Source organism: Koromonas humicola (assembly GCF_059726255.1).
Map to the genome: position 1 here is coordinate 1,321,776 of NZ_AP040873.1, position 23,618 is coordinate 1,345,393.

Annotated in this window: 19 protein-coding genes and 1 tRNA gene; 9 read left to right on the plus strand and 11 right to left on the minus strand. The window is 56.1% G+C overall.

The window, feature by feature from the left end; translation table 11 throughout:
- Positions 1 to 12 precede the first annotated feature (12 nt).
- The gene (locus AC6IZD_RS05725) at positions 13 to 1,626 is read right to left on the minus strand and encodes a glycosyltransferase family 39 protein (protein ID WP_497786724.1); all 1,614 of its coding nucleotides are present in this window, start codon (positions 1,624 to 1,626) and stop codon (positions 13 to 15) included.
- Positions 1,627 to 1,827: 201 nt separating this feature from the next.
- On the opposite strand from AC6IZD_RS05725, the gene AC6IZD_RS05730 reads away from it, so the two are divergent.
- A complete protein-coding gene (locus AC6IZD_RS05730) occupies positions 1,828 to 2,343 on the plus strand; it encodes a DUF2127 domain-containing protein (protein WP_497786725.1) in 516 nt (171 codons plus the stop codon).
- A gap of 4 nt (positions 2,344 to 2,347) precedes the next feature.
- Here AC6IZD_RS05730 and AC6IZD_RS05735 read toward each other — a convergent pair whose 3' ends face one another.
- Both AC6IZD_RS05735 and typA read right to left on the minus strand, forming a co-directional pair.
- A complete protein-coding gene (locus AC6IZD_RS05735) occupies positions 2,348 to 2,821 on the minus strand; it encodes a DUF2147 domain-containing protein (RefSeq protein WP_497786726.1) in 474 nt (157 codons plus the stop codon).
- A gap of 154 nt (positions 2,822 to 2,975) precedes the next feature.
- Entirely contained in the window at positions 2,976 to 4,796 is a 1,821-nt protein-coding gene (typA, locus tag AC6IZD_RS05740) for a translational GTPase TypA (protein ID WP_497786727.1), read from the minus strand.
- Between the two features lie 260 nt (positions 4,797 to 5,056).
- Here typA and AC6IZD_RS05745 point away from each other — a divergent pair, with 260 nt between their 5' ends.
- Together AC6IZD_RS05745 and AC6IZD_RS05750 are read left to right on the plus strand one after the other, a co-directional pair.
- A complete protein-coding gene (locus AC6IZD_RS05745) occupies positions 5,057 to 6,847 on the plus strand; it encodes a hypothetical protein (RefSeq protein ID WP_497786728.1) in 1,791 nt (596 codons plus the stop codon).
- A 40-nt stretch (positions 6,848 to 6,887) separates the two neighbouring features.
- Positions 6,888 to 8,828 (plus strand): ABC-F family ATP-binding cassette domain-containing protein, encoded by a 1,941-nt coding sequence (locus AC6IZD_RS05750; protein ID WP_497786729.1) that lies wholly within the window; start codon positions 6,888 to 6,890, stop codon positions 8,826 to 8,828.
- Between the two features lie 11 nt (positions 8,829 to 8,839).
- On the opposite strand, the gene AC6IZD_RS05755 is transcribed toward AC6IZD_RS05750, so the two are convergent.
- On the minus strand, positions 8,840 to 9,349 hold the full coding sequence (locus AC6IZD_RS05755) for a c-type cytochrome (protein ID WP_497786730.1): 510 nt from the start codon (positions 9,347 to 9,349) through the stop codon (positions 8,840 to 8,842).
- Positions 9,350 to 9,446: 97 nt separating this feature from the next.
- Positions 9,447 to 10,757 (minus strand): NCS2 family permease, encoded by a 1,311-nt coding sequence (locus tag AC6IZD_RS05760; protein WP_497786731.1) that lies wholly within the window; start codon positions 10,755 to 10,757, stop codon positions 9,447 to 9,449.
- A 112-nt stretch (positions 10,758 to 10,869) separates the two neighbouring features.
- Here AC6IZD_RS05760 and AC6IZD_RS05765 point away from each other — a divergent pair, with 112 nt between their 5' ends.
- Positions 10,870 to 12,039: a pyridoxal phosphate-dependent aminotransferase gene (locus tag AC6IZD_RS05765; RefSeq protein ID WP_497786732.1), complete on the plus strand. Its 1,170-nt coding sequence runs from the start codon at positions 10,870 to 10,872 to the stop codon at positions 12,037 to 12,039.
- Positions 12,040 to 12,079: 40 nt separating this feature from the next.
- Positions 12,080 to 12,709, plus strand: a complete 630-nt coding sequence (locus AC6IZD_RS05770; RefSeq protein ID WP_497786733.1) for an MBL fold metallo-hydrolase — start codon at positions 12,080 to 12,082, stop codon at positions 12,707 to 12,709.
- Between the two features lie 67 nt (positions 12,710 to 12,776).
- Here the strand turns inward: AC6IZD_RS05770 and secG are convergent, their stop codons facing one another.
- The 6 genes from secG to gap form a co-directional block, all read right to left on the minus strand.
- The gene (gene secG / locus AC6IZD_RS05775) at positions 12,777 to 13,082 is read right to left on the minus strand and encodes a preprotein translocase subunit SecG (protein WP_497786734.1); all 306 of its coding nucleotides are present in this window, start codon (positions 13,080 to 13,082) and stop codon (positions 12,777 to 12,779) included.
- A gap of 96 nt (positions 13,083 to 13,178) precedes the next feature.
- Positions 13,179 to 13,263: transfer RNA gene (locus tag AC6IZD_RS05780), tRNA-Leu, on the minus strand.
- Positions 13,264 to 13,451: 188 nt separating this feature from the next.
- Positions 13,452 to 14,204, minus strand: a complete 753-nt coding sequence (tpiA, locus tag AC6IZD_RS05785; RefSeq protein ID WP_497786735.1) for a triose-phosphate isomerase — start codon at positions 14,202 to 14,204, stop codon at positions 13,452 to 13,454.
- A gap of 29 nt (positions 14,205 to 14,233) precedes the next feature.
- Positions 14,234 to 14,839 carry an O-acetyl-ADP-ribose deacetylase gene (locus tag AC6IZD_RS05790; RefSeq protein WP_497786736.1) on the minus strand — a complete coding sequence of 202 codons (606 nt, stop codon included), beginning with the start codon at positions 14,837 to 14,839 and terminating at the stop codon, positions 14,234 to 14,236.
- A 16-nt stretch (positions 14,840 to 14,855) separates the two neighbouring features.
- Positions 14,856 to 16,064, minus strand: a complete 1,209-nt coding sequence (locus tag AC6IZD_RS05795; protein WP_497786737.1) for a phosphoglycerate kinase — start codon at positions 16,062 to 16,064, stop codon at positions 14,856 to 14,858.
- Positions 16,065 to 16,159: 95 nt separating this feature from the next.
- Positions 16,160 to 17,170, minus strand: a complete 1,011-nt coding sequence (gene gap, locus AC6IZD_RS05800; protein WP_497786738.1) for a type I glyceraldehyde-3-phosphate dehydrogenase — start codon at positions 17,168 to 17,170, stop codon at positions 16,160 to 16,162.
- A gap of 329 nt (positions 17,171 to 17,499) precedes the next feature.
- Between gap and AC6IZD_RS05805 the strand changes: the two genes are divergently transcribed.
- The 4 genes from AC6IZD_RS05805 to AC6IZD_RS05820 all read left to right on the plus strand — a co-directional run bounded on the left by AC6IZD_RS05805 (position 17,500) and on the right by AC6IZD_RS05820 (position 23,613).
- Positions 17,500 to 18,492: an AAA family ATPase gene (locus AC6IZD_RS05805; protein ID WP_497786739.1), complete on the plus strand. Its 993-nt coding sequence runs from the start codon at positions 17,500 to 17,502 to the stop codon at positions 18,490 to 18,492.
- A gap of 232 nt (positions 18,493 to 18,724) precedes the next feature.
- The gene (locus AC6IZD_RS05810; protein WP_497786740.1) at positions 18,725 to 19,513 is read left to right on the plus strand and encodes a hypothetical protein; all 789 of its coding nucleotides are present in this window, start codon (positions 18,725 to 18,727) and stop codon (positions 19,511 to 19,513) included.
- Between the two features lie 414 nt (positions 19,514 to 19,927).
- Positions 19,928 to 22,387, plus strand: coding sequence for a 3-hydroxyacyl-CoA dehydrogenase/enoyl-CoA hydratase family protein (locus tag AC6IZD_RS05815; protein WP_497786741.1), 2,460 nt, complete (start codon positions 19,928 to 19,930; stop codon positions 22,385 to 22,387).
- 23 nt (positions 22,388 to 22,410) lie between these two features.
- On the plus strand, positions 22,411 to 23,613 hold the full coding sequence (locus AC6IZD_RS05820) for a thiolase family protein (protein ID WP_497786742.1): 1,203 nt from the start codon (positions 22,411 to 22,413) through the stop codon (positions 23,611 to 23,613).
- Positions 23,614 to 23,618: the final 5 nt, after the last annotated feature.

A 23,618-nucleotide genomic window follows, 5' to 3' on the forward strand; every position in this document is an offset into this window, starting at 1 on the left:
TGATCACGCTATCTAGGGAATGTAAGTTGCAGCGTATAGGCTGTCAACTCTGAACAACGACACATCACGATGTGCTAGTGGAGTGAACCCACCGAGATCGTGTGAACGGAAATCAATATTTACGCGTCGAGCAGGGACTTCGTCATCACGAAGTTGCTGCAGCAGCCAGTTGTCATCTGGCCCAAGCACGTAGTACGTCGGCTCGGCCGCTAGAAGTTTGCTGAGCGGCACAATCGGGATTGAGTAAATCTCGGGTGCAGCCGCAAGATTCTGCTCGGGCGAATCTTCGCGCTTGTATTTGCGGATTGATTTCAAATCCATCGGGAACACAAGTCGACTCGCGAGCTCCGGAGGCGCGTAGTGTTGAAGCGGTGTGGCCAGCAGGGAATCAGGAACTAGGATTGTGCCTTCCTTTGGAAGCATTGAAATTACACGATCGAGCGCCTGCCGCTGATTGCTGTAGTCTCCAGCGATGTTGCCCGCACGACATGCAAACCAGCAGAAGCTAACGACAATGCACGCCAGCGCTGCCGTGGCACTCTTGCCAAGTAACTTAAATGCGGCGATGGCAAACGCGATCGACACACCAACGCAGAATGGAATGACGAATCGTGGACTAATCATTCCGCCACGAACTATCGCCATCAAGTAACCCAGCACTGGGTAACCTGCAAGCAGCGTGACGGCAACAAACTCAGGCGCTCGCAAAATCGATGTACGCCGGATACCCAGTTGCAAACGCTCGTATGCGAGAACTACGAAGATTGCATAAATAATCGCCAACGCAAGCCACACGCTCGCTTCCAACATCTGCGCGTAAGCATCGCCCATGAACTCGGGATACGGCTTGTTCCAGGCATAAGGAGAGAATCGCGCGACAGCCGCGTGCACGAGGGGTAAGTAGAGGAGCAGCGGAACAGCACCGGCAGCAAGCGCGACCCACACCCGCCAAAATATCTTGCGCCGTTGCAAGCTGGCTACAAACTCTCCCGCAGCGAGAGGAACGAATGCGAGCACGCCGTAGTAGTTCGAGGATAAGCCGAGGGCGAGCGACAAAGCGAGCAATGTGGCCGCCGCGTGTTTGTGACGCGATTCATGCGTCCAACGCCAGGAAAGTAATGCGAGCGATGCAAAGCAGATAAGAAACGAGTAGGACCGCGCCTCGTAGTGATAGTCAAAAGCGTGAGTCGTCATGTAGAAGAAGACTCCCACGGCAGCGAAAACAGGCGAAATCCGGCGAACCAGAAATTCGTAGATGCAGAAAACTGTGACTGCTCCGGCGCAAATGGCTGGTAGGCGAACTGCGATCTCACTTGTTCCGAACAAACGAATCGAACTGAGAGTGAGTAAATGCGATAACGGCGGATTAGGATCGGCAGCGCGCGTCAAAAGATTCCAGATGGCATGGAAGCTTCCCTGACGTGCAATGTTGAGCGTGATGATCTCGTCGAACCAGAATGGTTTCAGAGCGGCCAATGCCAGTGCGGCCGCGAAGTAGAGACCGAGTTGCACTGTCAGAATTAGTCCACTCTGCGCGTTTGCTGCTGCGAAGAGGCGCTCGGTCCAAGGCAGAAACGGGCTGACGCCCGGCATGGATGGAAGTGGGCGTCGCTCGACAGTTGCCATGCTCTAGGAAAATCTCCTGAAGGAAAGTCTAGGTGATACGTCTAACCCCTAGGATGAGCACGTGAGATGCCATGTTGTATGCAGTGCCATGCGATCAGACAGAGTTGGTGTTATTGTTTCTTTTTTGCTTAGACTGAGGTTCAGTCGTGTAGATTGGACACGGTGCCTTCATCTAACTTAAGCAATAGGGTGAAGTAAGGAATGCAGAACTCAAGCCACAAATGCGGCTTGCGTACGGTTGCAAGTATCGAGGCGTTGAAGGGCATAGCTGTTATCGCTCTATGCGTCGTGCTGCTCTCTTTGTTGCACAAAGATCTGGATAGCGTGGTCGACCACATCGTGGATCTGCTACGGTTGAATCCGGATTCTCGCGTAGCAGACTGGTTCTATGACGTGGCCGACCGTACGACAGGACGTGGAATTTGGACAGCAGTATCAGTCGGTTTCGTGTACTCGACAGGTAGATTGGTGGAAGCCTATGGCCTGTGGTATCAGAGGCAATGGGCGGAGTGGTTTGCCGTAATTTCCGGTGCCGTGTATCTGCCATTTGAGGTTTTTGCGCTGATAGCGCATCCCCATTGGACGAAAATGGTCATCCTCCTGATCAACATCGTAGTGGTGCTGTACATCCTTCGAGTGTTGCTCGAAAGTCGGCGCGAGCGATTCATTCAGCAACGTCCGGAACCAGCGCGCGAAGCAGGGCCGTTGCATTCGTGACGCATTATGGCGTCAGGCGCACCCAGTTCTGCGTTCGTCCTAGCAACGAGATTCCAACGAAACCTCGCATCGAAAGCTTGTTGTTTCCGACGGCCCAGATTTTGCCTTTGTATTCCTTGCCGTTTTCCGGATCAACGACAGTCCCACCGACCCAGTTGTCGCCTTCAGGCTTGAAGTTTCGAATGATGAGAAGGCCAAGAAGAGGCTTGTTCTTGAGTTCCCCAGAACACTTTTCGCATACGTCGTCGGCCTTGCGTCCGGGCTTTAGTTCGATCACCTTGCCGAACAGCTTGCCATTCATCAGGTAGGTTTCGACCTTGCCGCCGGGCTTGCCTTCGTCATTGATCACTTGCCACTTTCCGACTGCGTTCTGGAGAACGGGCGAGAGCTGCTGGGCGTGAGCTCCGGCGATCAGCGACAACGTCAAAATTCCAAGTGCTGCGGCGCGAAGAACCGTCGGGCGGAAATAAGTTTTCACGTTCGTGATCCCCTCAATGCGGCAATAAACGACCAAGGCATTCTAAACTGCAAGCCTGCTTTACAGGGAACAACAAGCCAGAAACTTTCTCGTGTTCCCAAATAGAAAATCCCTCGCTCGGGAGGGATTTTCAAAGGATTGGAGGTGCTCCGAGCTACGCTTCCGTGGGTACGGGCTCGGTTCCTTTGCGCGGACGCTGCTTGGCCTGAAGTATCTTCTTGCGCAGGCGTAGCGATTTCGGCGTGACCTCGACGAGTTCGTCGTCGGCAATGAACTCGAGACTCTGCTCCAAGTTCAGTGTGCGGAAAGGAATCAGGCGGATGGCATCGTCAGCGGTAGAAGCGCGCATGTTTGTCAGCTTCTTCTCGCGGACAGCGTTCACGACAATATCGTTTTCTCGCGAATGCTGGCCGATGATCATGCCTTCGTAGACTTCCACGCCCGGACCGACGAACAGTTCACCACGCTCCTCAAGACCGTTGAGTGCGTAAGGAGTGGTGGTTCCGTTGCGGTCCGATACGATTACGCCCGCAGCGCGTTGGGGAATGACTCCCAGCCACTCGGTGTAGCCGTCGAAGAGCGAGTTCATGACGATAGTGCCGCGAGTTTCAGTCAGCATTTCGCTACGCAGACCGATGAGGCCGCGGCTGGGGACTCGGAACTCGATCCGCACGCGACCGTAGCCGTGGTTGTGCATCTTGCGCATTTCAGCTTTGCGAATGCCGAGTTTCTCGATGACCACGCCGATGAACTCTTCCGGGATGTCGACGGTGAGCAGTTCGACCGGCTCCATGAGCTTGCCATCGATGGTGCGAGTGACAATCTCGGGTTTGCCTACAGCCACTTCATAGCCTTCGCGACGCATCATTTCGATCAGGATGGCGAGTTGCAGTTCGCCGCGACCCATCACGGTGAAGGTGTCCGGAGCTGTCTGCTCGACGCGGATGGAGACGTTCGTCAGCAACTCCTTTTCGAGTCGCTCGCCTAGGTTGCGCGATGTAACGAACTGTCCTTCGCGTCCGCTGAAGGGCGATGTGTTCACCATGAACTGCATTGCGATCGTGGGTTCGTCGATCAGGATGGTTGGCAGCGGATCCGGGGTCTCGAGATTGGTGATCGTCTCGCCGATGGTGATTCCAGTAACGCCCGCAACGGCAACAATGTCTCCCAATTCGGTTTCTGTGATGTCGGTTCGCTTGAGGCCGCTGAAGCTGAACAGCTTCGTGATCTTTATCTTCTCGATTTCGCCGTTGAGCTTGGCAATGCCGACTTCTTCACCCGTGCGGAGCGTGCCATTGAAGACGCGAGCTATGGCAAGGCGTCCGAGGTAATCGCTGTAATCGAGATTTGCCACAAGGATCTGCAACGTGGCGTTTGCGTCTCCGGCAGGTGCGGGAATCGTATTTACGATTGCCTCAAACAGGGGCTGCAAATTCGTGCCCGGAACATCGGGATCGGTGGTTGCTGTGCCGAGCTTGCCGTTTGTATAGAGAACCGGAAAATCCAGTTGTGACTCTTCGGCATCGAGATCGATGAACAGATCGTAAACTTCATTCAGCACTTCCTGAGCACGTGCATCAGGACGGTCGATCTTGTTGATGACGACGATGGGCTGCAGATGGGCTTCAAGAGCCTTGCTCAGAACGTAGCGAGTCTGCGGCAGGGGACCTTCGCTGGCGTCAACCAGCAGCATGACGCCGTCCACCATCTTTAGCGCACGCTCGACTTCACCGCCGAAGTCACTGTGGCCAGGCGTGTCGACGATGTTGATCTTGAGGTCGTGATAAAACACGGCTGTGTTTTTGGCAAGAATGGTGATGCCTCGCTCACGTTCGAGGTCGTTCGAATCCATGACGCGGTCAACCACTTCCTGGTTAGCGCGAAATACGCCGCTCTGGCGCAGCATGGAATCAACTAGTGTGGTCTTTCCGTGATCGACGTGGGCGATGATGGCAATATTGCGAATCTGGGTCAAAACCTTAAGTCCTTAATTGAACAGCTCGTGCAAGCTGTGTTCTGTGGGGCGCAGCGCGAGCGCGCGCATAAGGCAGGGAACTCTGCCGCGAGTCCGTTGCACGATTCTGTGACGAAGCGAATGAACGAAAACTCAGGTATGCTCCCTTGATTATATCCTGAGCGCGCCATTACTGCAGCTTAGGTAACCCCTGAGGCGGCAGATATACAGCGAATCTGCTTCAAATAGCGCGAGTTACTGCGATAAACTGCACCTGAATCATGTCACTCTCAACGGCACCAGAAGATAAGACGCAGACGTCTGTCTCCGAGCAGCCTACGACTAGATCGCTCTGGTCACGACTTTGGGCGTTATTCCAGACCGAGCCTTGGCTGCTGCGCACGGCATTGATACTGCTGTTTGGGCTGTATGTGCGCACGGTGGCCTTCTCGACCGTGTATGACGATAACATCCCAGCTTCCTGGAGCCCTCGGCTGAGGGACATTGGGCAGTTCTTTGTCCATGACATATTCGGTTCGGACGGAACGGCGCACTCTGTGTACTACCGTCCTCTGGCGATGTGCTGGGGATTCCTGCTGTCGTACTTCACCGGGGGTGCGCCGGGATGGCTGCACCTGTTTGCCATTCTGGTGCATTTGGGCGTGGTGATTCTTGCGTTTGAGTTCGGACGTCGCCTGCTGCACGACAACCGGTTAGCACTGTTTTCGGCATTGTTGTTCGGGCTGCATCCCACGAAGGTTGAGAGCGTTGCCTGGATCGGAAGCAGTCTCGTTGACGGTCTTTGCGCACTGTTCTTTTTCGCCTCGCTAATGACGTTTCTGGATTTCTTCGCGAGGAAGTCGAAAACGAAGCTGGGCTTCTCGGTACTGCTATTTGCCTGCGCAATCTTCACTAAAGAGACGATGCTGGTGATTCCGGCGCTGATCGCGGTTTACCTGTGGCTTGAATCGCCGCGAGGCGAGCGGGTCTCACGGATGCTCGTCGCTCTACCGTGGTATAGCGTTGTGGGCGCCGTTTACATGGCAATTCGCCATCAGGTCATCAAGCCTCCGGCCGCCACGGCCGAATATGTGCACCCCACCTACACGTACTCAAACCTGTGGACCGCACCGTATGCGATCTGGTGGTACGTTCGCCACCTGGTTGCGCCATGGGGACTTTGTGTCGAGTATGCAGTGACCATCCTTCGTCAGCCAACGTTTCGGAACTTTGTGTTGCCGGGAACAGGCGCACTGTTATTGATGGCTGCGATCTTCTGGTGTTGGTACAAGCGCAAATCAAATACGGCAGCGTTTTTGATCGTTTGGTTTGTGCTGACGCTCGCTCCTGCTGTGGCACTGTCGGTGATGGTTTCCGAGCATGATCGGTATTTGTACCTTCCCAGCTACGCATTTTGCGTGCTGGTGGCGTGGGCAATTCTGAGATTCGGGGCGTTGCAGCCGAAAATGCGACTCGCGCTGGCGCTGGGGCTTGTTGCCCTCTGGTCTGGTTTGACGTGGCACGAGACGGGCTTCTGGGATTGCGAAAAGACGCTCTGGACCCGAGTCAACCAGATCGCTCCCCGGCAAGCGAAGGGGCAGTTGCAACTCGCCTTCATCTACGAGGAGGAGAAGAACGTCCCCAAGGCAATCGAACTGCTCGATGAGGCAATTCAATACCATCCTTCCGCGGCGAAGTTGTTTGAGGCGCGCTCGGCCATTCTCCTGGCGGATAAGCAGTACGATCGGGCACGACCGGGCTTCCTGAAAGTGCTGGAATTAACGAATCCCGGCAACGGCCCCCTGCTTCCGGGCGGAGAATCCTTCATTTATCGCAATGAAGCCGCGTATAAACTGGCGCAGGTGGAGTTCGAGACCAAGAATGTTGGCGAGGCGGAACGGTATCTGAATATCGCCTTGAGTCTTGATCCCACAGGGCCGGGATATCACGGCCTGCTGGCCAGAATCAGGTCTGCGCAGGGACGAACCGAGGAGGCGAAGGCTGAGACCTCGCTGGAACTGCGTCTTCGTATTGAGCAGCATCGGAAAGCGAATGCCACTGCGCATCCGTGAGAGAATTGAAGAGATATCTTACAGTGCGGTCCACTTCTGAATGATTCAGCTCACGGGTGCCGGCAAGCGATTCGGCCACAAATTACTTTTCGAAAACCTGAATTGGTTAATCACCCCCCAGGACCGGATAGGACTGGTTGGCGGCAACGGGACAGGGAAGTCCACCCTGCTCAAGATCATTGCTGAGTTCGAAACGCTCGACTATGGCACGATCACCCGCGGCAAGGGCGTGAGCGCGGGATACCTGCCCCAGGACGGTCTGAACCTGAGTGGCCGAACTGTGTTCGCCGAGTGCTTGTCGGTATTTGAAGATGTTCATGCGATGGAGCGCGAGTTGGAAGACTTGACGCGCCGCATGAGCGAGATCGATCCTTCAGGCGTTGAGTACGAGCAGGTAAGCGAGCGTTTCCACCGCGTGCAGAGCGAATTTCTCACGCGCGACGGTTACAGTCTCGAATCGCAGGTCGGCACGGTCCTGACCGGACTCGGATTCGGCAAAGGTGATTGGCTGCGCCAGACGGAAGAATTCAGTGGCGGCTGGCAAATGCGAATTTCGCTGGCGAAGCTATTACTTTCCAAGCCGAACATGTTGCTGCTCGACGAACCTACAAACCATCTGGACCTCGAGACGCGTAACTGGCTCGAGGGATATCTGAACGATTATCCCTACGCGTACGTTCTGATTTCGCACGATCGATACTTCCTCGACGTTACGGTGAAGAAGATTGTGGAGATATGGAACAAGGGTGTTCACTTCTATACTGGCAATTACGACAAGTATCTGCGGGAAAAGGAACAACGGCGCGATTCGCTGATTTCCGCGTACAACAATCAGCGCGAGCGCATTGAACAACTGGAAGCCTTCATCTCGCGTTTCCGCTATCAGGCAACAAAAGCGAAGCAGGTTCAAAGCCGCATCAAGGAACTGGAAAAAATTGAGCGGATCGAAGTGCCAGAGGAAGAGAAGACAATCCACTTCACTTTCCCTCAGCCGAAGGCGAGCGGGCGAATCGTTGCCGAGTTCAAGGGCGTCAGCAAGAGTTACGGTGACAAGCATGTGCTTCACAATGTGAACTTCACGATTGAGCGTGGAGAGCGGGTCGCACTGGTCGGAGTGAACGGAGCCGGCAAATCGACCATGATCAAGATGCTGGCGCAAACTGAGTCCGTTTCAAGCGGTGATTACTCGCTGGGGCACAACGTCGAGGTCGATTACTTCGCGCAGGATCAGTACAAAGAACTCGATACCGAGGCGCGCATGATCGACGATCTCGACATGGTGGCGCCGCGATCGCAGACGGAACTGCGCAGCCTGCTTGGAAGCTTCCTGTTCAGCGAAGATGATGTTTTCAAGAAGATAGGCGTGCTCAGCGGAGGCGAGCGAAATCGCTATGCGCTGGCTAGAATGCTGCTTCATCCATCGAATTTCCTTCTGCTGGATGAACCAACAAACCACCTCGACCTTCGAGCGAAGGACGTACTGCTCGAGGCGCTGCAGAAGTTTACTGGCACCTGCGTTTTCGTATCGCACGACCGATACTTCATCGACCGCCTGGCGACACGGATTTTCGAAGTTGCTGATGGGGAAGTGAACATCTATCCCGGCAACTACGAAGACTACTTGTGGCGCAAGCAGAACGGCGCGCAGGCGCTGGACGAGTCGCTGCGTTCATCGATTGGCATTGCGACTGGAGCGCCGGCGGTGGCTGTGGCCGAGCCTGTCGTGGCTCCAGCGGTGGAAACGAAACGGCGCGTCAATCCCATGAAGCGCAAACAGATGGAGGATCGCCTGGCGAAGTTGGAGGAAGAGGTCAATGCAACAGAATCCGTCATTGCCGAATGCGAAGAGTCGCTAAGCCGCTTTGTCAGCGTTGAAGAGACGCAACGCCTCTCAGCTTTGCTCGGCGAAAAGCGGACTCTGCTGTCGGATCTGGAGAATGAATGGGCAGCGCTCAGCGAGGAATTGGAGAGCGCGGATTAGGCCGCTGACCATCATTTCTGGTTTAGCGCTGCTTTCACCACAGGGGAAAGCTTATCCGCGTGAGCAACGAGCATGGTTACCTGCCAGCGTTGCGCATCGGATAGCGTGCTGACAAATCCCGGCATTCCGGATAGCCGGATGCCATGCGTTACTTTCCAGTAGGTCACACCTTCAGGATCATCAGTCACCATGTCATCTTTCTCGAGTAGCTGCGGGGGCTTCGGGAACATGCCTTTCGAAATCATGGTTTGAGGTTGCTGCGGAGTTCCGTGGCAAACCGAACACTGCTGTTTGTAGATTGCAGCACCGGCCATCATGTTCTCGTCCGATTGCGGAAGTGGATCTTTCTGGTCTTTTGCTGATCCTATGCTGGCCTTGAGAGCCATTTTTGCGGCTCTTGCTTCGCCCGGGAGCGGTTGAGCTGTGGTCGCGAGTTGAACTCCGCCGCCGCGAACGAACATATATCCGGCTATCACCGCAAGCAAAATGGCGATCACAAAACCAAACAAAAATCCGCGCATCGTTTTCACCTTTCAGTGACTCTGATGCGCGGCATGTATTGGTTGTTTTCTGTCGCGGCACTTGCCGGTTCCGAATTTCAAACCGGGAAAATGATCTCTACTTATACGGGTAGAAGATGAAGAACAGCAGCGATAGAGCTGCCAGTATCCACAATCCCGAATGAAGCTCGCGCGCCTTTCCTGTTAGCAACTTGCAGAAGGGATAAAGCAGGAATCCAGACGTAATGCCGACCGCGATGTTGTAGGTGAAGCACATCAGCGAGACTACGGCAAAGGCCGGGATCGATTCGGTGTAGTCGGTGAAATCGATCTGCGTGATCGGGGAGAGCATGAACAGCCCAACGATGATCAGCGCCGGGCCGTAGGCCTGCGGAGGGATGGCGCCCACGAACGGCGCGGCAAAAGCCGAGAGCGCAAATCCTATCGCTACAACGATGGCGGTGATTCCGGTGCGTCCGCCAGCTTCGATTCCCGTCGCAGATTCGACGAATGCTCCGGTGGTAGTTGTGCCGAGGATTGGGGCCAGTGCAGTGCTGATCGCATCAGTCATCATCGGGCGCTCGATTTGGGGCAGATTGCCGTTCTTGTCCAGGAATCCCGCGCGAGCAGACAAGCCGATAAGGGTTCCCATCGTATCGGCGAATGCCATGATGAAGATGATGAGCACGACGGGCAGCGACTTGGGCGACAAAGCTCCGCGAATATCAAGCTGGCCGAAGATAGGCGCTACGCTGGAAGGCGCGCCGAGAACTGCATGCGGCCAAGGAGCAACGCCAGTAGCGAATGCAACGATCGCCGTGACAATGATTCCGATCAAGATCGCGCCCGGTATCTTCTTGATCACAAGAGCGGAAATCAGCACGAAACCGAAGATCGAGACCAGCACGGGAGCGCTGGTAAGCGCTCCTGCCCTGACCGGCGCACCAACCACCCCGATCTGGACGATTCCGGTGGTGTTGAGTCCAATAAAGGTGAGAAACAATCCAATGCCGACGGCAAAGCTGTAGCGCAGAGAAGTGGGAATGGACTCCACAAGCCATTGCCGCAGGCGCAGAACGGTCAGCAATATGAACGCGATGCCCGCGAGAAAGATCGCTGCGAGTGCCGTTTGCCAACGAAGTCCCAGGCCGAGGCAGACCGTGAACGCGATGAATGCATTCTCGCCCATGTAGGGGCCAATCGCGAAAGGCCGGTTAGCGTAGAAGCCCATCAGCAGGCATCCGAAGACCGAGGCGAGAATCGTGGCCGTCATCGACGGTCCGACAGGGATTCCGGCAGTCTTCAGAATGGCGGGGTTCACCACAACGATGTACGCCATTGTGGTAAACGTGGTGATTCCGGCAAGGATTTCACGACGAATACTGCTGCCGCGAGCCTCAACTTCGAAAAAACGGAGCAGAGAGTTCACAGGATTGTCCAGCTATGCAAGGGTGTGTTCCTGTCTCAATAATACAGTGTGCAGAGCTGAAGTGCTCGATTTGCTTGCCCATGGCAGTCATGCGCGATAACGTCAATAAAGCATGTTTGCAACAAGAACGAACTGGAACCTTGCGCCGAACCGCTTTTCGCTGGCGCTCGACGCGGCACGCCGAAGCGGGAAGGCGCTGCTTGACCTGACGGCTTCGAATCCCACGACGGTAGGGCTGTGCTTTGAGACGGAGCGCATCTTGCATTCGCTTCAACACCCCCATGCGCTGCAATATGAGCCCGCGTCGAAGGGCATCCGACCAGCACGAGAAGCAGTCGCTGGCTACTATTCGCAGCGTGGAATTGCCGTATCGCCGGAACAGATCATCCTGACAGTCAGCACCAGCGAGGCTTATTCCTATTGCTTTCGTCTGCTGTGCGACCCGGGAGATCAGGTTCTGGTCCCCTCTCCGAGCTACCCGCTTTTTGAGTTCCTGGCCGATATTCAGGACGTGGAACTCGTGCCTTATGAGTTGGTATATGACCACGGCTGGCAGATTGAGTTTGAGTCGCTGAGGCGAGCGATGACTGCGCGTTCGCGCGCCATTATGGTGGTGCATCCAAACAACCCCACGGGGCACTATACGAAGACTTGGGAATTGGAACGGCTGAACGCGTTATGCCGGGAGCATCAACTCGCGATTGTGGCCGATGAGGTTTTTCTCGATTATGGGCTGAACGACGAGGCCCCGCTGAGCTTTGCTGCGAACAACGAGGCCCTGACATTCACGCTTAGCGGGCTGTCAAAAATTTCGGCCTTGCCGCAGATCAAAGTGGCGTGGATTGCAGCCGGCGGCCCTGAAGCCTTGGTCAGAACCGCTCTCGAACGTCTGGACGTGATCGCCGATACTTATCTCTCTCCGAACGCTCCGGTGCAGTGGGCGGTTCCTGAACTGCTGGAAACGCGAGGCGGGATTCAGCGGCAACTTTGCCAAAGAGTGCAGCACAATCTGCATGAACTCGATTCCCGACTCCAGGAAGCAAAGATGACCACCCGGCTTGCGTTCGATGCTGGATGGTATGCGGTCCTGCGCACCTCAGCCGTTCAGTCTGATGAGGATCTAGCGATTGAATTGATGGAGACAGACGGCGTTCTCGTGCATCCGGGACACTTCTTCGACTTCCCTGGATTCGGTTTTCTAGTGGTCAGCCTCATAGCGCCAGAAGCAGAGTTCTGCGAGGGAATCGAGCGCGTCCTCAGGAGATTGGATAGAGGCGTCTGAACATTTTGAAATCTTTGTTGGTGATGGATATCATCTCTCTATGATTCACGAGATACTCGCGGTTGGTCCACTCCAGTGCAATTGCTCGATCATCGGCGATGAGACCTCGCACGAAGCAATGGTTATTGATCCCGGCGCGGACGTGTCGGAGATTCTGGCAATTGTGGCGCAGCATGGTTTGAAGGTGAAGCAGATCGTTGTTACCCATGCGCACCTCGACCATATCGGCGGCGCTATGGAACTGAAGAAGGCTACCGGGGCACCGATCCTGCTGAACGAGAACGACTCGGACCTTGTAGCTATGCTGCCCATGCAAGCGCAATGGCTGGGAATGAAGAACCCGGGCAGGGTGGAGATCGACGACAGTCCCATTGCAGGGCAGAAAGTCTCGGCCGGTTCGCTGAATGGCGTCGTGATTCTTACTCCGGGACACACCGAGGGGTCGCTCTGTGTTTATTTCGAGCCGGAAAAGAAGTTGATCGCCGGAGATACGTTATTCGCCGGGTCCATCGGAAGAACCGATCTCCCGGGCGGCAGCTATCAGAAGATTCTGCATTCGCTTCACACCCATGTACTGGAGCTTCCAGATGATGTCATCGTGGTTCCCGGACACGGACCGTTGACGACGATAGGAGAGGAGCGCGAGCAGAACCCGTTTCTACAGAAGTAGGGAAGTGTTCATGGCAAAGAAAATCCCCGCCTTCGGGCGGGGATTTCGTCTTGAAAGAACTTTGATCTTACTTTGCAGGAGCGCTCTGCGTAGGAGCAGCCTTCTGATTGCCGAGGACCGAACCACCGGTTCCCGTGTTGCGGGCTGACATGATAGCCAGCGTGAATGAGGTAAGCATGAAGATGATGGCGGCCCAAGTGGTGAGCTTGGTCAGGAGGTTGGCTCCCGCACGCGGTCCGAATGCCGTCTGGCTGCCCAGTCCACCGCCGAAGGCGGCTGCAAGATCGGCACTGGCGCCGCTTTGGAGCAGAACGACGGCGATCAGGAACAGGCAAACAATTACGTGAACGATAGTGACCAGAACGAGTAGCATGCTATTCCTTCCCGATGGATGAAAACACACCGGAGATATCTGAACTCTTGCCTTCTCGGGACGTTTGGAACGTACAACTCCACAGGGGAGGACGTATGGTGCGGAAGGCGGGACTTGAACCCGCATGCCTTTCGGCGCCACCCCCTCAAGATGGTGTGTCTGCCAATTCCACCACTTCCGCACAGCTCTCGCTGCGCCCGCATTGACTTCGGGCTGCAACGATCAATCCAGGTTCCAAAGAACGTGTACTGAGGCATTTCGAGTATAACAAACTCGGCGTACTTGGGAAGCCCCTGACAGCTATTCGCGGTAGATTGCTGTGGAATTCCGGCTGCGATTTGCCTTCACAGCCGGAATTCCGGCAATAAGCTACCAGTTCACGACCTTTGTGAAAGAGTCAGGCTTCAGGCTGGCTCCGCCAACAAGAGCGCCGTCGACATCTTCCTGCGACAGCAGGGCATGTGCGTTCTCGGGCTTCACACTGCCACCGTAGAGGATGCGGAGTTGACCCGCGAACTCTTCGCCGAAGACATTGGCCGCTTCCTGGCGGATAAGAACGTGTGCGTCGTTTGCCATCTCAGGCGTTGCGGTCAGTCCGGTGCCGATAGCCCACACCGGTTCGTAGGCTACAACCATCTTGGCGGCTTTGCGGGCGGAAATTCCGCTGAATGCGCGTGTGCACTGGCGGCGCAAAACGTCTTCGGTCACACCGGCTTCGCGCTCTTCCTTTACTTCGCCCACGCAGACGATAGGAGTAAGTCCGGCTTCGCATGCGACTTTGAGACGGCGATTTACGGTGTCGTCGGTTTCGCCGAAGTACTGGCGTCGTTCGGAGTGTCCGATGATGACCCACTTGCAACCGGCACCGATGAGCATTTCACCGCTGATCTCGGCGGTGAATGCACCTTCTTTTTCCCAGTAGATATTCTGGGCGCCGACTTCGATGTTGGTTCCCTTGGCTTTTTCGACGACGGCCGCAATGTCCACAAAAGGTGGGCAGATCACGATTTCGTCACGCGTGTGATCGGCCACGAGCGGCACGAATTCTTCCATGAACTGGCGAGCCTGTTCAGGGGTCTTATACATCTTCCAGTTTGCTGCGATGATCTTTTTGCGGCTCATAAGCGCCTCGTTGTCTTTCAGAGAATGAATCACTCAATTGCAATGGTTGCGAAATTCCAGTCAGAGGCTTTGCGCCGCTGCTGTTCTTCCCTCGCAGCCTGTATGAATACCGACAACATATCAGTACTGAACAATACGAAGCGTGCCTCGCGAACGCTGCGCGCTTCTGCTAACTCATTCACAACCGTACGAACCGCAATCTCCGCGGCGGCTTCAGGGGGATATCCGTAAACTCCGGTAGAGATAGCGGGGAAAGCCACAGATTGAAGTGCTAACCGGTCGGCCAGTCTCAGGGAATTGCGATAGGCACTGGCAAGGATGCCGCTTTCGCCTTGCATCCCGCCTTGCCAGATCGGCCCCACGGTGTGGATCACGAAGGCTGCTTTCATCGCGCCGCCTGTGGTCTGGACGGCTTCGCCTGGAGGCAGATGCCCCTGGCGAGCGACAATCTTTTTGCATTCTGCGAGGATCGCCGGACCGCCGGCGCGATGGATGGCGCCATCGACGCCACCGCCTCCCATCAAACTGGAGTTTGCGGCATTGACGATGGCGTCGGTGGTCTGTTTCGTTATGTCACCGGCCTCGAAGAAGATCTGGGAACCGTCTCCGAGGTCCAGCCGAACGATGTTTTTCACAGTCGACTTGCGTGACCTATTTGTCTGTCAGGGCTTCCACGCCGGGCAATTTCTTGCCTTCAAGGAACTCGAGCGACGCGCCGCCACCGGTGGAGATGTGGGTGATCTTGTCGGCCACACCTGCCTTGTGAACGGCTGCTACGCTGTCTCCACCGCCAACAATCGAGGTAGCTCCGGGATTGTCAGCCACGGCAGAAGCAACTTTCGTCGTGCCCTTGCTGAACTGGTCGAATTCGAAGACGCCCATGGGGCCGTTCCACACGATTGTGCGTGCGGTAGCGATCTCTTCGGCGAACTTCTCGATCGTAGCTGGACCGATGTCGAGCGCCATCTTGTCGGCTGGAATCGCCTGACCTTCTGCAATGACGGTGGGAGTCGCCGAGGCGTCGAACTTGTCGGCAACGACGTGATCCACCGGAAGTAGCAGACGAACCCCTTTTGCCTTGGCTTCGGCGATCAGTTCCTTGGCGAGATCGATCTTGTCGGCTTCAAGCAACGACTTTCCGATTTCCTGACCTTCGGCCTTCAAGAACGTGTAAGCCATCCCGCCGCCGATGATGAGTGCGTCCACCTTGGGCAGGAGGTTACGAATCACGCCGATCTTGTCGCTGACCTTGGCGCCACCGAGAATTGCCAGGAACGGCTTGGCAGGATGTTCGGTCGCTTTGCCGAGGTACTCGAGTTCCTTCTCCATCAGCAGGCCAGCGGCATTCTTTGGGATGTAATGCGTTACACCTTCAGTGCTGGCGTGCGCGCGGTGAGCGGAGCCGAATGCGTCATTGACGTAGAACTCGGCTAGGCTTGCCAACTGCTTGGCAAATTCCGGATCGTTCTTCTCTTCTTCTGCGTGATAGCGGACGTTCTCGAGAAGCAGGGTCTGACCGCGCTCGAGTTGGTTTGCCATCTCAGTGGCTTGCATTCCGATGCAGTCAGGAGAGAATCCTACGTTCTGGCCGCGTCCCATCCGCTCATCCAGAAGAATGCGGAGACGTTCGGCAACGGGCTTCAAACTGTATTTTGGATCGGGCTTGCCCTTCGGGCGGCCCAAGTGGGATGCGAGGATGAGCTTTGCGCCGTGACGCAAAGCGTATTCGATAGTGGGTAGCGTCTCCCGGATACGTGTGTCGTCCGTAACCCGGCCATTGTCGAGTGGAACATTAAAATCCACTCTCATCAAAACTCTATGATTATTAAATTGCAGGTCGCGGATCGAAAGCTTGGCCATGGCGTGCACCTGAGTGTTTCGTTGACTGCGGATACTTGAACAATGCTATGGAAGTATGAAAGGGGCTGGAGCATGATCTCCAACCCCTTCCGGTATTACAGTCCCTTTTCGCCGAGGAAAAGGATGAGGTCTTTTACGCGGTTGCTGTAGCCCCACTCGTTGTCGTACCAGGCGAAGGTCTTCACCAGGTTGCCGCCAAGAACGCGGGTCAGTTTGGCATCCAGCGTCGAAGAAGCGGCGTCGCCCTTGAAATCCGAGGAGACAAGCTCTTCTTCGGTGTAGTGCAGGTAGCCCTTCAGCGGAGCGGTCTCGCTGGCCTTCTTCAGAGCAGCGTTGACTTCCTCCACTGTGGTGTTGCGGCCCACTTCACAGACCAGGTCCACGGCCGAGACATTCGGAGTCGGAACGCGAACGGCGAATCCGTCCAGCTTGCCTTTCAGTTCGGGGATCGCAAGATAGATGGCCTTTGCGGCGCCGGTCGAGGTAGGAATCATCGACAGGGCAGCGGCGCGGGCGCGACGGAGGTCCTTGTGCGGGAAGTCCAAGATGACCTGATCATTCGTGTAGCTGTGAATGGTGGTCATGGAGCCCTTCACAATTCCGAAGCTGTCCTGCAGAACCTTGGCAACCGGAGCCAGGCAGTTCGTGGTGCAGGATGCGTTCGAAATGATGTTGTGCTTGGCCGGATCGTACTTGTCCTGGTTGACGCCGAGCACGATCGTGATGTCTTCGTTCTTCGCCGGAGCGGAGATGATGACCTTCTTCACTGAGCCGCGCAGGTGCTTCTTAGCGTCCTCAGCATTGGTGAAGCGGCCGGTGGATTCGACCACGACCTGAACTCCAAGGGAGTCCCATTCAAGCAGTGCAGGGTCCTTCTGCGCGAAGACCTTGACTTTCTTGCCATCGACGACGATCGAGTCGCCTTCTGCCTTAATGTCAGATTTAAGATTGCCGAGAATAGAGTCGTACTTAAGAAGGTGAGCCAGCGTGTCGGGGCTGGTCAGATCGTTTACAGCGACGATCTCAATGTTTGGATCGTTAAGAGATGCGCGGAAAACATTGCGGCCAATGCGACCGAATCCGTTGATGCCAACTTTGATTGCCATTCTTGCCTCCTGGCATTTGAACAGTGCAGAGGACAGTCCCATAGCGCAGTTCCGGACGTCCTTCTTGCAGCCGTTTGAAATGCTAGCACCCCCATCTGTGTCGGGGCAAACTGTGAGCGGGAATAACTCATGCATTCCATGTCGCAGCACTCATTCCGCCTCTCGCCTCGTAATTCGTGATCGTCGTGTCCGACGCAAATCCACGCGAATCGAAGTCGAACGAGTGCGGTGCCGAAGCAATTTTGCGACTCCGAACGAGTTTGAGGTTGTGTGAGTAGGACTCGCTTGGAAGTGGTCGAACGTGGTATAAGTCCATTATGCGCAGATGGATGCGCGATCGCGTGAAGCGTCGCAATCAGCAGAAGAACAACCCGCAGAAGTCTGAAGAACAGCCTCAGGAACTGGCTCCTTTACAGCCGACGTTCCTTGACCGCGAAGCTAACTGGGCGAAGACCGGCGAAGGCCGCGAAAACGCTTCGCCGGATGCTCCGCCCGAACCTGTTTACGAGGCCCAGCCAGAGAAAGACCCCTTCGATGGAGAGACGCAGCCGCCTATGTCCGGTCGTCCTTCAGTTCGCCGAGATCGTTCCCGACGCCGCGGCCGAGGCGGTCGCGGACGTAACCGCACTGACCAGCAGCAGAAAGCTGCGCAGTCGTTGTCATCCGGTCCCGAGCTTCCCATTCAGCCAGGTCTTGCTACAGGTGAAGCCGCCGAAATCGACGCCCCAGAGACAGTTCCCGAAACTCCCGAAACGGAAGCTCCAGAACCAGTAACTCCGAAAGCGGAAGCTCCAAAAGCAAAAAAGGGAGCTGTGGTCCTAGCCATTGGGCTGCCCGGATCCGGTAAGAGTTCGTGGTTCAAGCGCCACAACATCATCCCGTTGTCGAGTGATCTTGTTCGCGGTCTCCTCTTTGATGATGCGACCGAGCAGCGTTTTCAGGACCTGGTGTTCTCCTCGCTCCGCTCGCTGTTGCGCGCGAGACTGATAGCCGGGCGTCCGATGAACTTCATTGACGCAACCAACCTTTCGCCGAAGGAACGCCATAGCTGGATCAAGATGGCCAACGATTTCGGTTATGAAGCGCACGCCGTATTCTTCGACGTACCGACGGAAGTCTGCATGGAACGCAATCGAAAGCGTTCGCGTAACGTTCCGGATGACGTCATGCTTCGCATGGCACAGAAGCTGCGTCCACCGAAGTTCGAAGAAGGTTTTGCCAAGGTCATCGTGGTCCGCCTCAAGACAAAGAAAGACTCCGATGTCGCCGAGCCGTCACAACCGTCATCATCGGAGAATCCTCCTGAGGGTGACGAACAGTAACTTAAGACTTTAAGAACAAACAAAATGCGTGGGCCATGTGCTCACGCATTCTTGTTTGCTGCTCATTACAGAAGGCAACCGTGCCCGCATGCGCAGTGCTTTGGCGCTCGAAAATACGTCGCTTTTGCGAAGTCTGGTCGGGAAATAGCTCAGCTTGCGAATCCGGCATTGAAGGCCTTCGAAACAAGCTCGGTAGATTGGAATCAAAGTAAAATCCCGTTGAGGTGCAACGATGCGCGCTTTCGTGACAGTGCTTCTGCTTTCCAGCCTCGCCGTGGCGCAACAAACGCAGCCAGCTGCGGAGAACACATCTGTGAAGCCTGGCGGTAGTCCTATATTGACCGACCCCAATGCCGTTCCTGTCACTTCGCCGACCGTGCATGCAGTCCCGTCATCCTCTCCCAAGGTGGACGCATATACATTGGCCGCTGGAACGCGTATAGCGGTCACTTTGAAGCATGCAATCTCGACAAAGAGCGCGCGCGAAAATGATCCGGTTTATGCAGAAACATCTTTTCCCGTGGTGTCAGACGGGAAGATCGTGATTCCGGTTGGCACGTATGTGCAAGGCGTGATCCAGCGCTCGCAGCGCCCGGGACGCTTGAAGGGCCGCGGCGAACTGGTCATCCACTTCAATACCCTGATCTTTCCTAGCGGGTACACACTGCTGCTGCCCGGCACAATTGACAGTGTTCCTGGCGAGGAAAAGACTGAAATGAAGGATCGCAAGGAAGGCAGCGTCGAGAGCCAGCCAACGAAAGGGAAAGATGCCGGAACTGTGGCCTCCACCAGCGTGACTGGAGCAGCTATTGGAGCGGTTGCTGCTCGTTCGGCGGGAGGCGCTGCAACAGGGGGCCTGATCGGTGCCGGTGTCGGACTTGCTTCGGTGCTGTTGACCCGCGGTCCGGATGTTCGCATCGAGAGCGGAACCTTGGTCGATATGATCCTGGAGCGCCCGATTACCGTGGAGCATTCTCGGGCGGGCACATCGGAAACTCAGAGCATTCGGGTAATCCGCTGAACGGATAGCAGAACGGCTGGATTGCGGGGAAAAGTTCAGGGCCAACAATTTTCCTGAATTGAGACAAATATCGCTTGACTGAATGGCAATTCATTCAGTACAGTCAGTACAACTTAATAAGGCGCACGTCGTTGCCATCCTCACCCCACATTCTCGACGTGCGCCGCCTTTATTTTGGGGCGATTTTTTGTTGACCCTGAAGAGGTTATGGCTCGTGGGTGCCGTCTTGGGACGATTGGCTGATCCTCCCTTGATTGATTTCTCTTCCTCTCCGTTTCCATGCATCAGAGTTGTTGATGTTCGTGTCCTCTGTTCGTTCTGCGCGATCGTTTCGCGTTGGAAGGACTCTTAGACGGCTTGTCCGTTTAACTGGGCCGTGTTCGTTGCAGTGGATCGTTCGGAGAAGCTTCTTCGATGCTTAAGAGAATTGAGAAAGTCGCCGTCCTCGGCGCGGGAACCATGGGTTCCCGCATCGCTGCGCACCTGGCTAATGCCGGGGTGCGTTCCTATCTACTCGACATCGTTCCACCCGACGCTGCCGGCGGCGGGCCGACAGCCCGAAACAAGATCGCGGATGCTGGTTTGGAAGCTGCCCGTAAATCGAAGCCCGCGGCGTTCATGGAACCGGGTTTCGCAAACCTGGTCACGACTGGCAACTTCGAAGATCACCTTGGCCTTCTCGCCGAATGCGACTGGATCATCGAGGCGGTGGTTGAGAATCTCGACCTCAAACGTGCCCTGCTGCGGAAGGTAGAAGCGGTTCGGCAGCCAGGAAGCATCGTGACGACCAACACCAGCGGTCTTCCGGTGCACTCGATTGCCGAAGGCTTCAGCGAAGATTTCCGCCGGAACTGGTTTGGCACACACTTCTTCAATCCTCCCCGCTACATGCGACTGCTGGAAATCATTCCCACCCCGGAAACCGACCGCGAGGCCATCGAGGCCGTCGCACAGTTCGGAAGCGTTCGTCTGGGCAAAGGGATTGTTTATGCGAAGGACACGCCGAACTTCATCGCGAACCGCATCGGTACCTTCAGCGTGGTGAACATTATTCGCCTGATGCAGCAGTTCGACTTCTCGATTGAAGAGGTCGATGCGCTCACTGGATCCGCCATTGGGTTCCCGAAATCTGCGACGTTCCGCACCATGGACATGGTTGGCCTGGATGTTCTCGGCCATGTGGTGAGGAATGCAAAGCGTCTTGCCCATGTAGTTGCGGCAGGCGGTGGCGGCGAGACCGAGATGCTCGATGAGCGCGGCGATATTGAGCTGCCAAAGTTCTTTGACCAGATGCTCGAGCGCAATTTGCTTGGCGACAAGACCAAGGCTGGTTTCTACAAGAAACAGCGTGGTCCGGAAGGCGAACAGCGCTTTGCTCTCGACTGGAAGACCATGGAGTATCGTCCGGCACAGAAGCCGAAACTTCCGGCGCTTGAAATGGCGAAGAATATCGAATCCCTCGGCGAGCGCGTGCGCATGCTGACCGGCTTCGGTGGCCAGAAGATCGACCAAGCTGGGGAGTTTCTCTGGACTGCACTTTCAGAGGTCTTCACTTACTCGGCCAATCGCATTCCGGAGATTAGCGACAACGTGGTTGAGATCGACCGAGGCATGCGCATGGGGTTCAACTGGGAGATGGGCCCGTTCGAAATGTGGGACGCCATCGGGGTCTCAGAATCTGTCGAGCGCATGAAGAAGGAAGGGAAGCCGGTCTCGGAGAACGTCGAAAAGCTGCTCGCTTCCGGTAATAAGAGCTGGTACACCGATGCCTCAAATACTGCGAGCGGACGAGCGTATTTCGACCTCGCAACCAGCACCTACAAGCAAGAGAAAGTCGCGCCCGGTGTGTGGAGTGTGAACGTCGCGAAGAAGTCGATTGGCATCGTGAAGTCGAACTCCGGCGCATCGCTGATCGACCTTGGTGACGGTGTTGGCTGCATCGAGTTCCATTCCAAGATGAACTCGCTCGGGGCCGACATCATTCAGCTCACGACGCAGGCTCTGAAACCTGGTGGCCTCGGCGAAAACTTCGACGCGTTTGTCATCAGCAATGATGCGCCGAATTTCTCCGTTGGCGCCAACATCATGCTGCTGCTGATGGCCGTGCAGGACGAGGAATGGGACGAGGTGGATATGATGATCCGCCAGTTCCAGAACATGACCCAGCTCATTAAGTACTCGCCGAAGCCGGTCGTTGCTGCGCCATTTGGCATGAGCCTAGGCGGCGGTTGTGAAGTCTCTCTGCACGCTGCTGCCCGTCAGCCCCATGCCGAGCTCTACATGGGTCTGGTGGAGGTAGGCGTCGGTCTGCTGCCCGGTGGAGGCGGCTGCAAAGAGATGACTCTGCGAGCCGTGGATGCTGCACAGTCGATTCGACCCGATGGGCGCGGCGAGTCAGTCGAACTGATGGAAGCGATGAAGAAGGCCTTTGAGACCGTCGCGATGGCGAAGGTTTCGACCTCCGCGTTCGAGGCTCGCGGGCTGGGATTCCTTGGTCGCGGCGATGAGATCACGATGAATCGCGAACGTGTTCTCAGCGATGCCAAGGCGCGCGCACTTGAACTGGCTCGTTCCGGATACCGTGCTCCTGTCCCGCGCACAGACATTCCGGCTCCAGGCGAAAACATTCTTGCGACGCTGAAGCTGGGAGTACATCTGATGCGGCAAGGTGAGTTCATCAGCGATCACGAGGTCAAGATCGCCACCAAGGTTGCCGAGGTGCTTTGCGGCGGCGCGTTGACGCCCGGAACTCCTGTCAGCGAGCAGTATTTGCTCGACCTAGAGCGCGAGGCGTTCAAGAGCCTGTCTGGCGAGCGCAAAACACAGGAGCGTATTCAGTTCACGCTCAAAACCGGCAAACCACTTCGCAACTAGATCGACCGAGGAGATAGCGAGTCATGCGTGAAGCAGTCATCGTTAGCGCCGTCCGCACCGCGGTCGGCAAGGCTTACAAAGGCTCATTACGCGCCACACGTCCAGACGATCTGGGCGCGGTGGCCATTCAAGGAGCACTTGCGCGCGTCCCGCAGCTCGACGTGCACGAGATCGAGGACGTAATTCTAGGGTGCGCAATGCCGGAGGCGGAGCAGGGAATGAACGTGGCCCGCATCGCCTCGTTGCGTGCCGGTCTTCCGGTCGAAACATCGGCGATGACGATCAATCGATTCTGCTCATCGGGATTGCAATCGATCGCCATTGCAGCGGATCGGATTGCAGCCGGTGGCGCCGAGGTCATCGTCGCTGGCGGCACCGAGTCCATGACTATGATTCCCATGGGCGGGCATAAGGTGTCGTGCAATCCGTCGCTGGTGCAGAACTATCCAGATGCGTATCTCTCGATGGGACTGACTGCCGAGCGGCTGGCGAAGCGATTCGAAATCACACGCGAGCAGTCTGATGAGTTCAGTTATCAGAGTCATCAGAAGGCTCTGCGTGCGATCGAGTCCGGTGCGTTCGCCGACGAAATCGTTCCTGTCCAAGTCACCTTCCGCACTCCGGTAGCTCAGGCCACTCGGGGCGGAGCGGCGGTGCAGCTTTCGGCTCAGGCTTTCGAATTCAAAGTCGATGAAGGACCTCGCGCGGATACCACCGTGCAGGCGCTGGGTGCTCTGAAGCCCGCATTCCACGCCAAGGGAACGGTGACGGCTGGCAATTCTTCGCAGATGAGTGACGGGGCCGCTGCTGCGGTCGTAATGAGTGCTGAACGTGCCAAGGCTCTCGGTCTGAAGCCGCTGGCACGGTTCGTAGCGTTTGCGACGGCAGGCTACAAGCCGGAAGAGATGGGCATTGGCCCGGTGTATGCAGTGCCGAAGGCTTTGAAGCTTGCTGGCCTCACTGTCGATCAGATCGGCGTTTTTGAACTGAACGAGGCGTTTGCTGCGCAGGCGCTGTCGGTCATCAAGGAACTGGGTCTTGATCCAGCGAAGGTCAATCCCAATGGCGGCGCTATTGCGCTGGGTCATCCTCTGGGGTGCACCGGGGCCAAACTTACGGCGACTCTTCTGCGCGAACTTAAACGACGCAAGGAGCGCTACGGAATCGTCACTATGTGTGTCGGCGGTGGAATGGGCGCTGCCGGAATCTTTGAAAACCTCGAATAAACCGA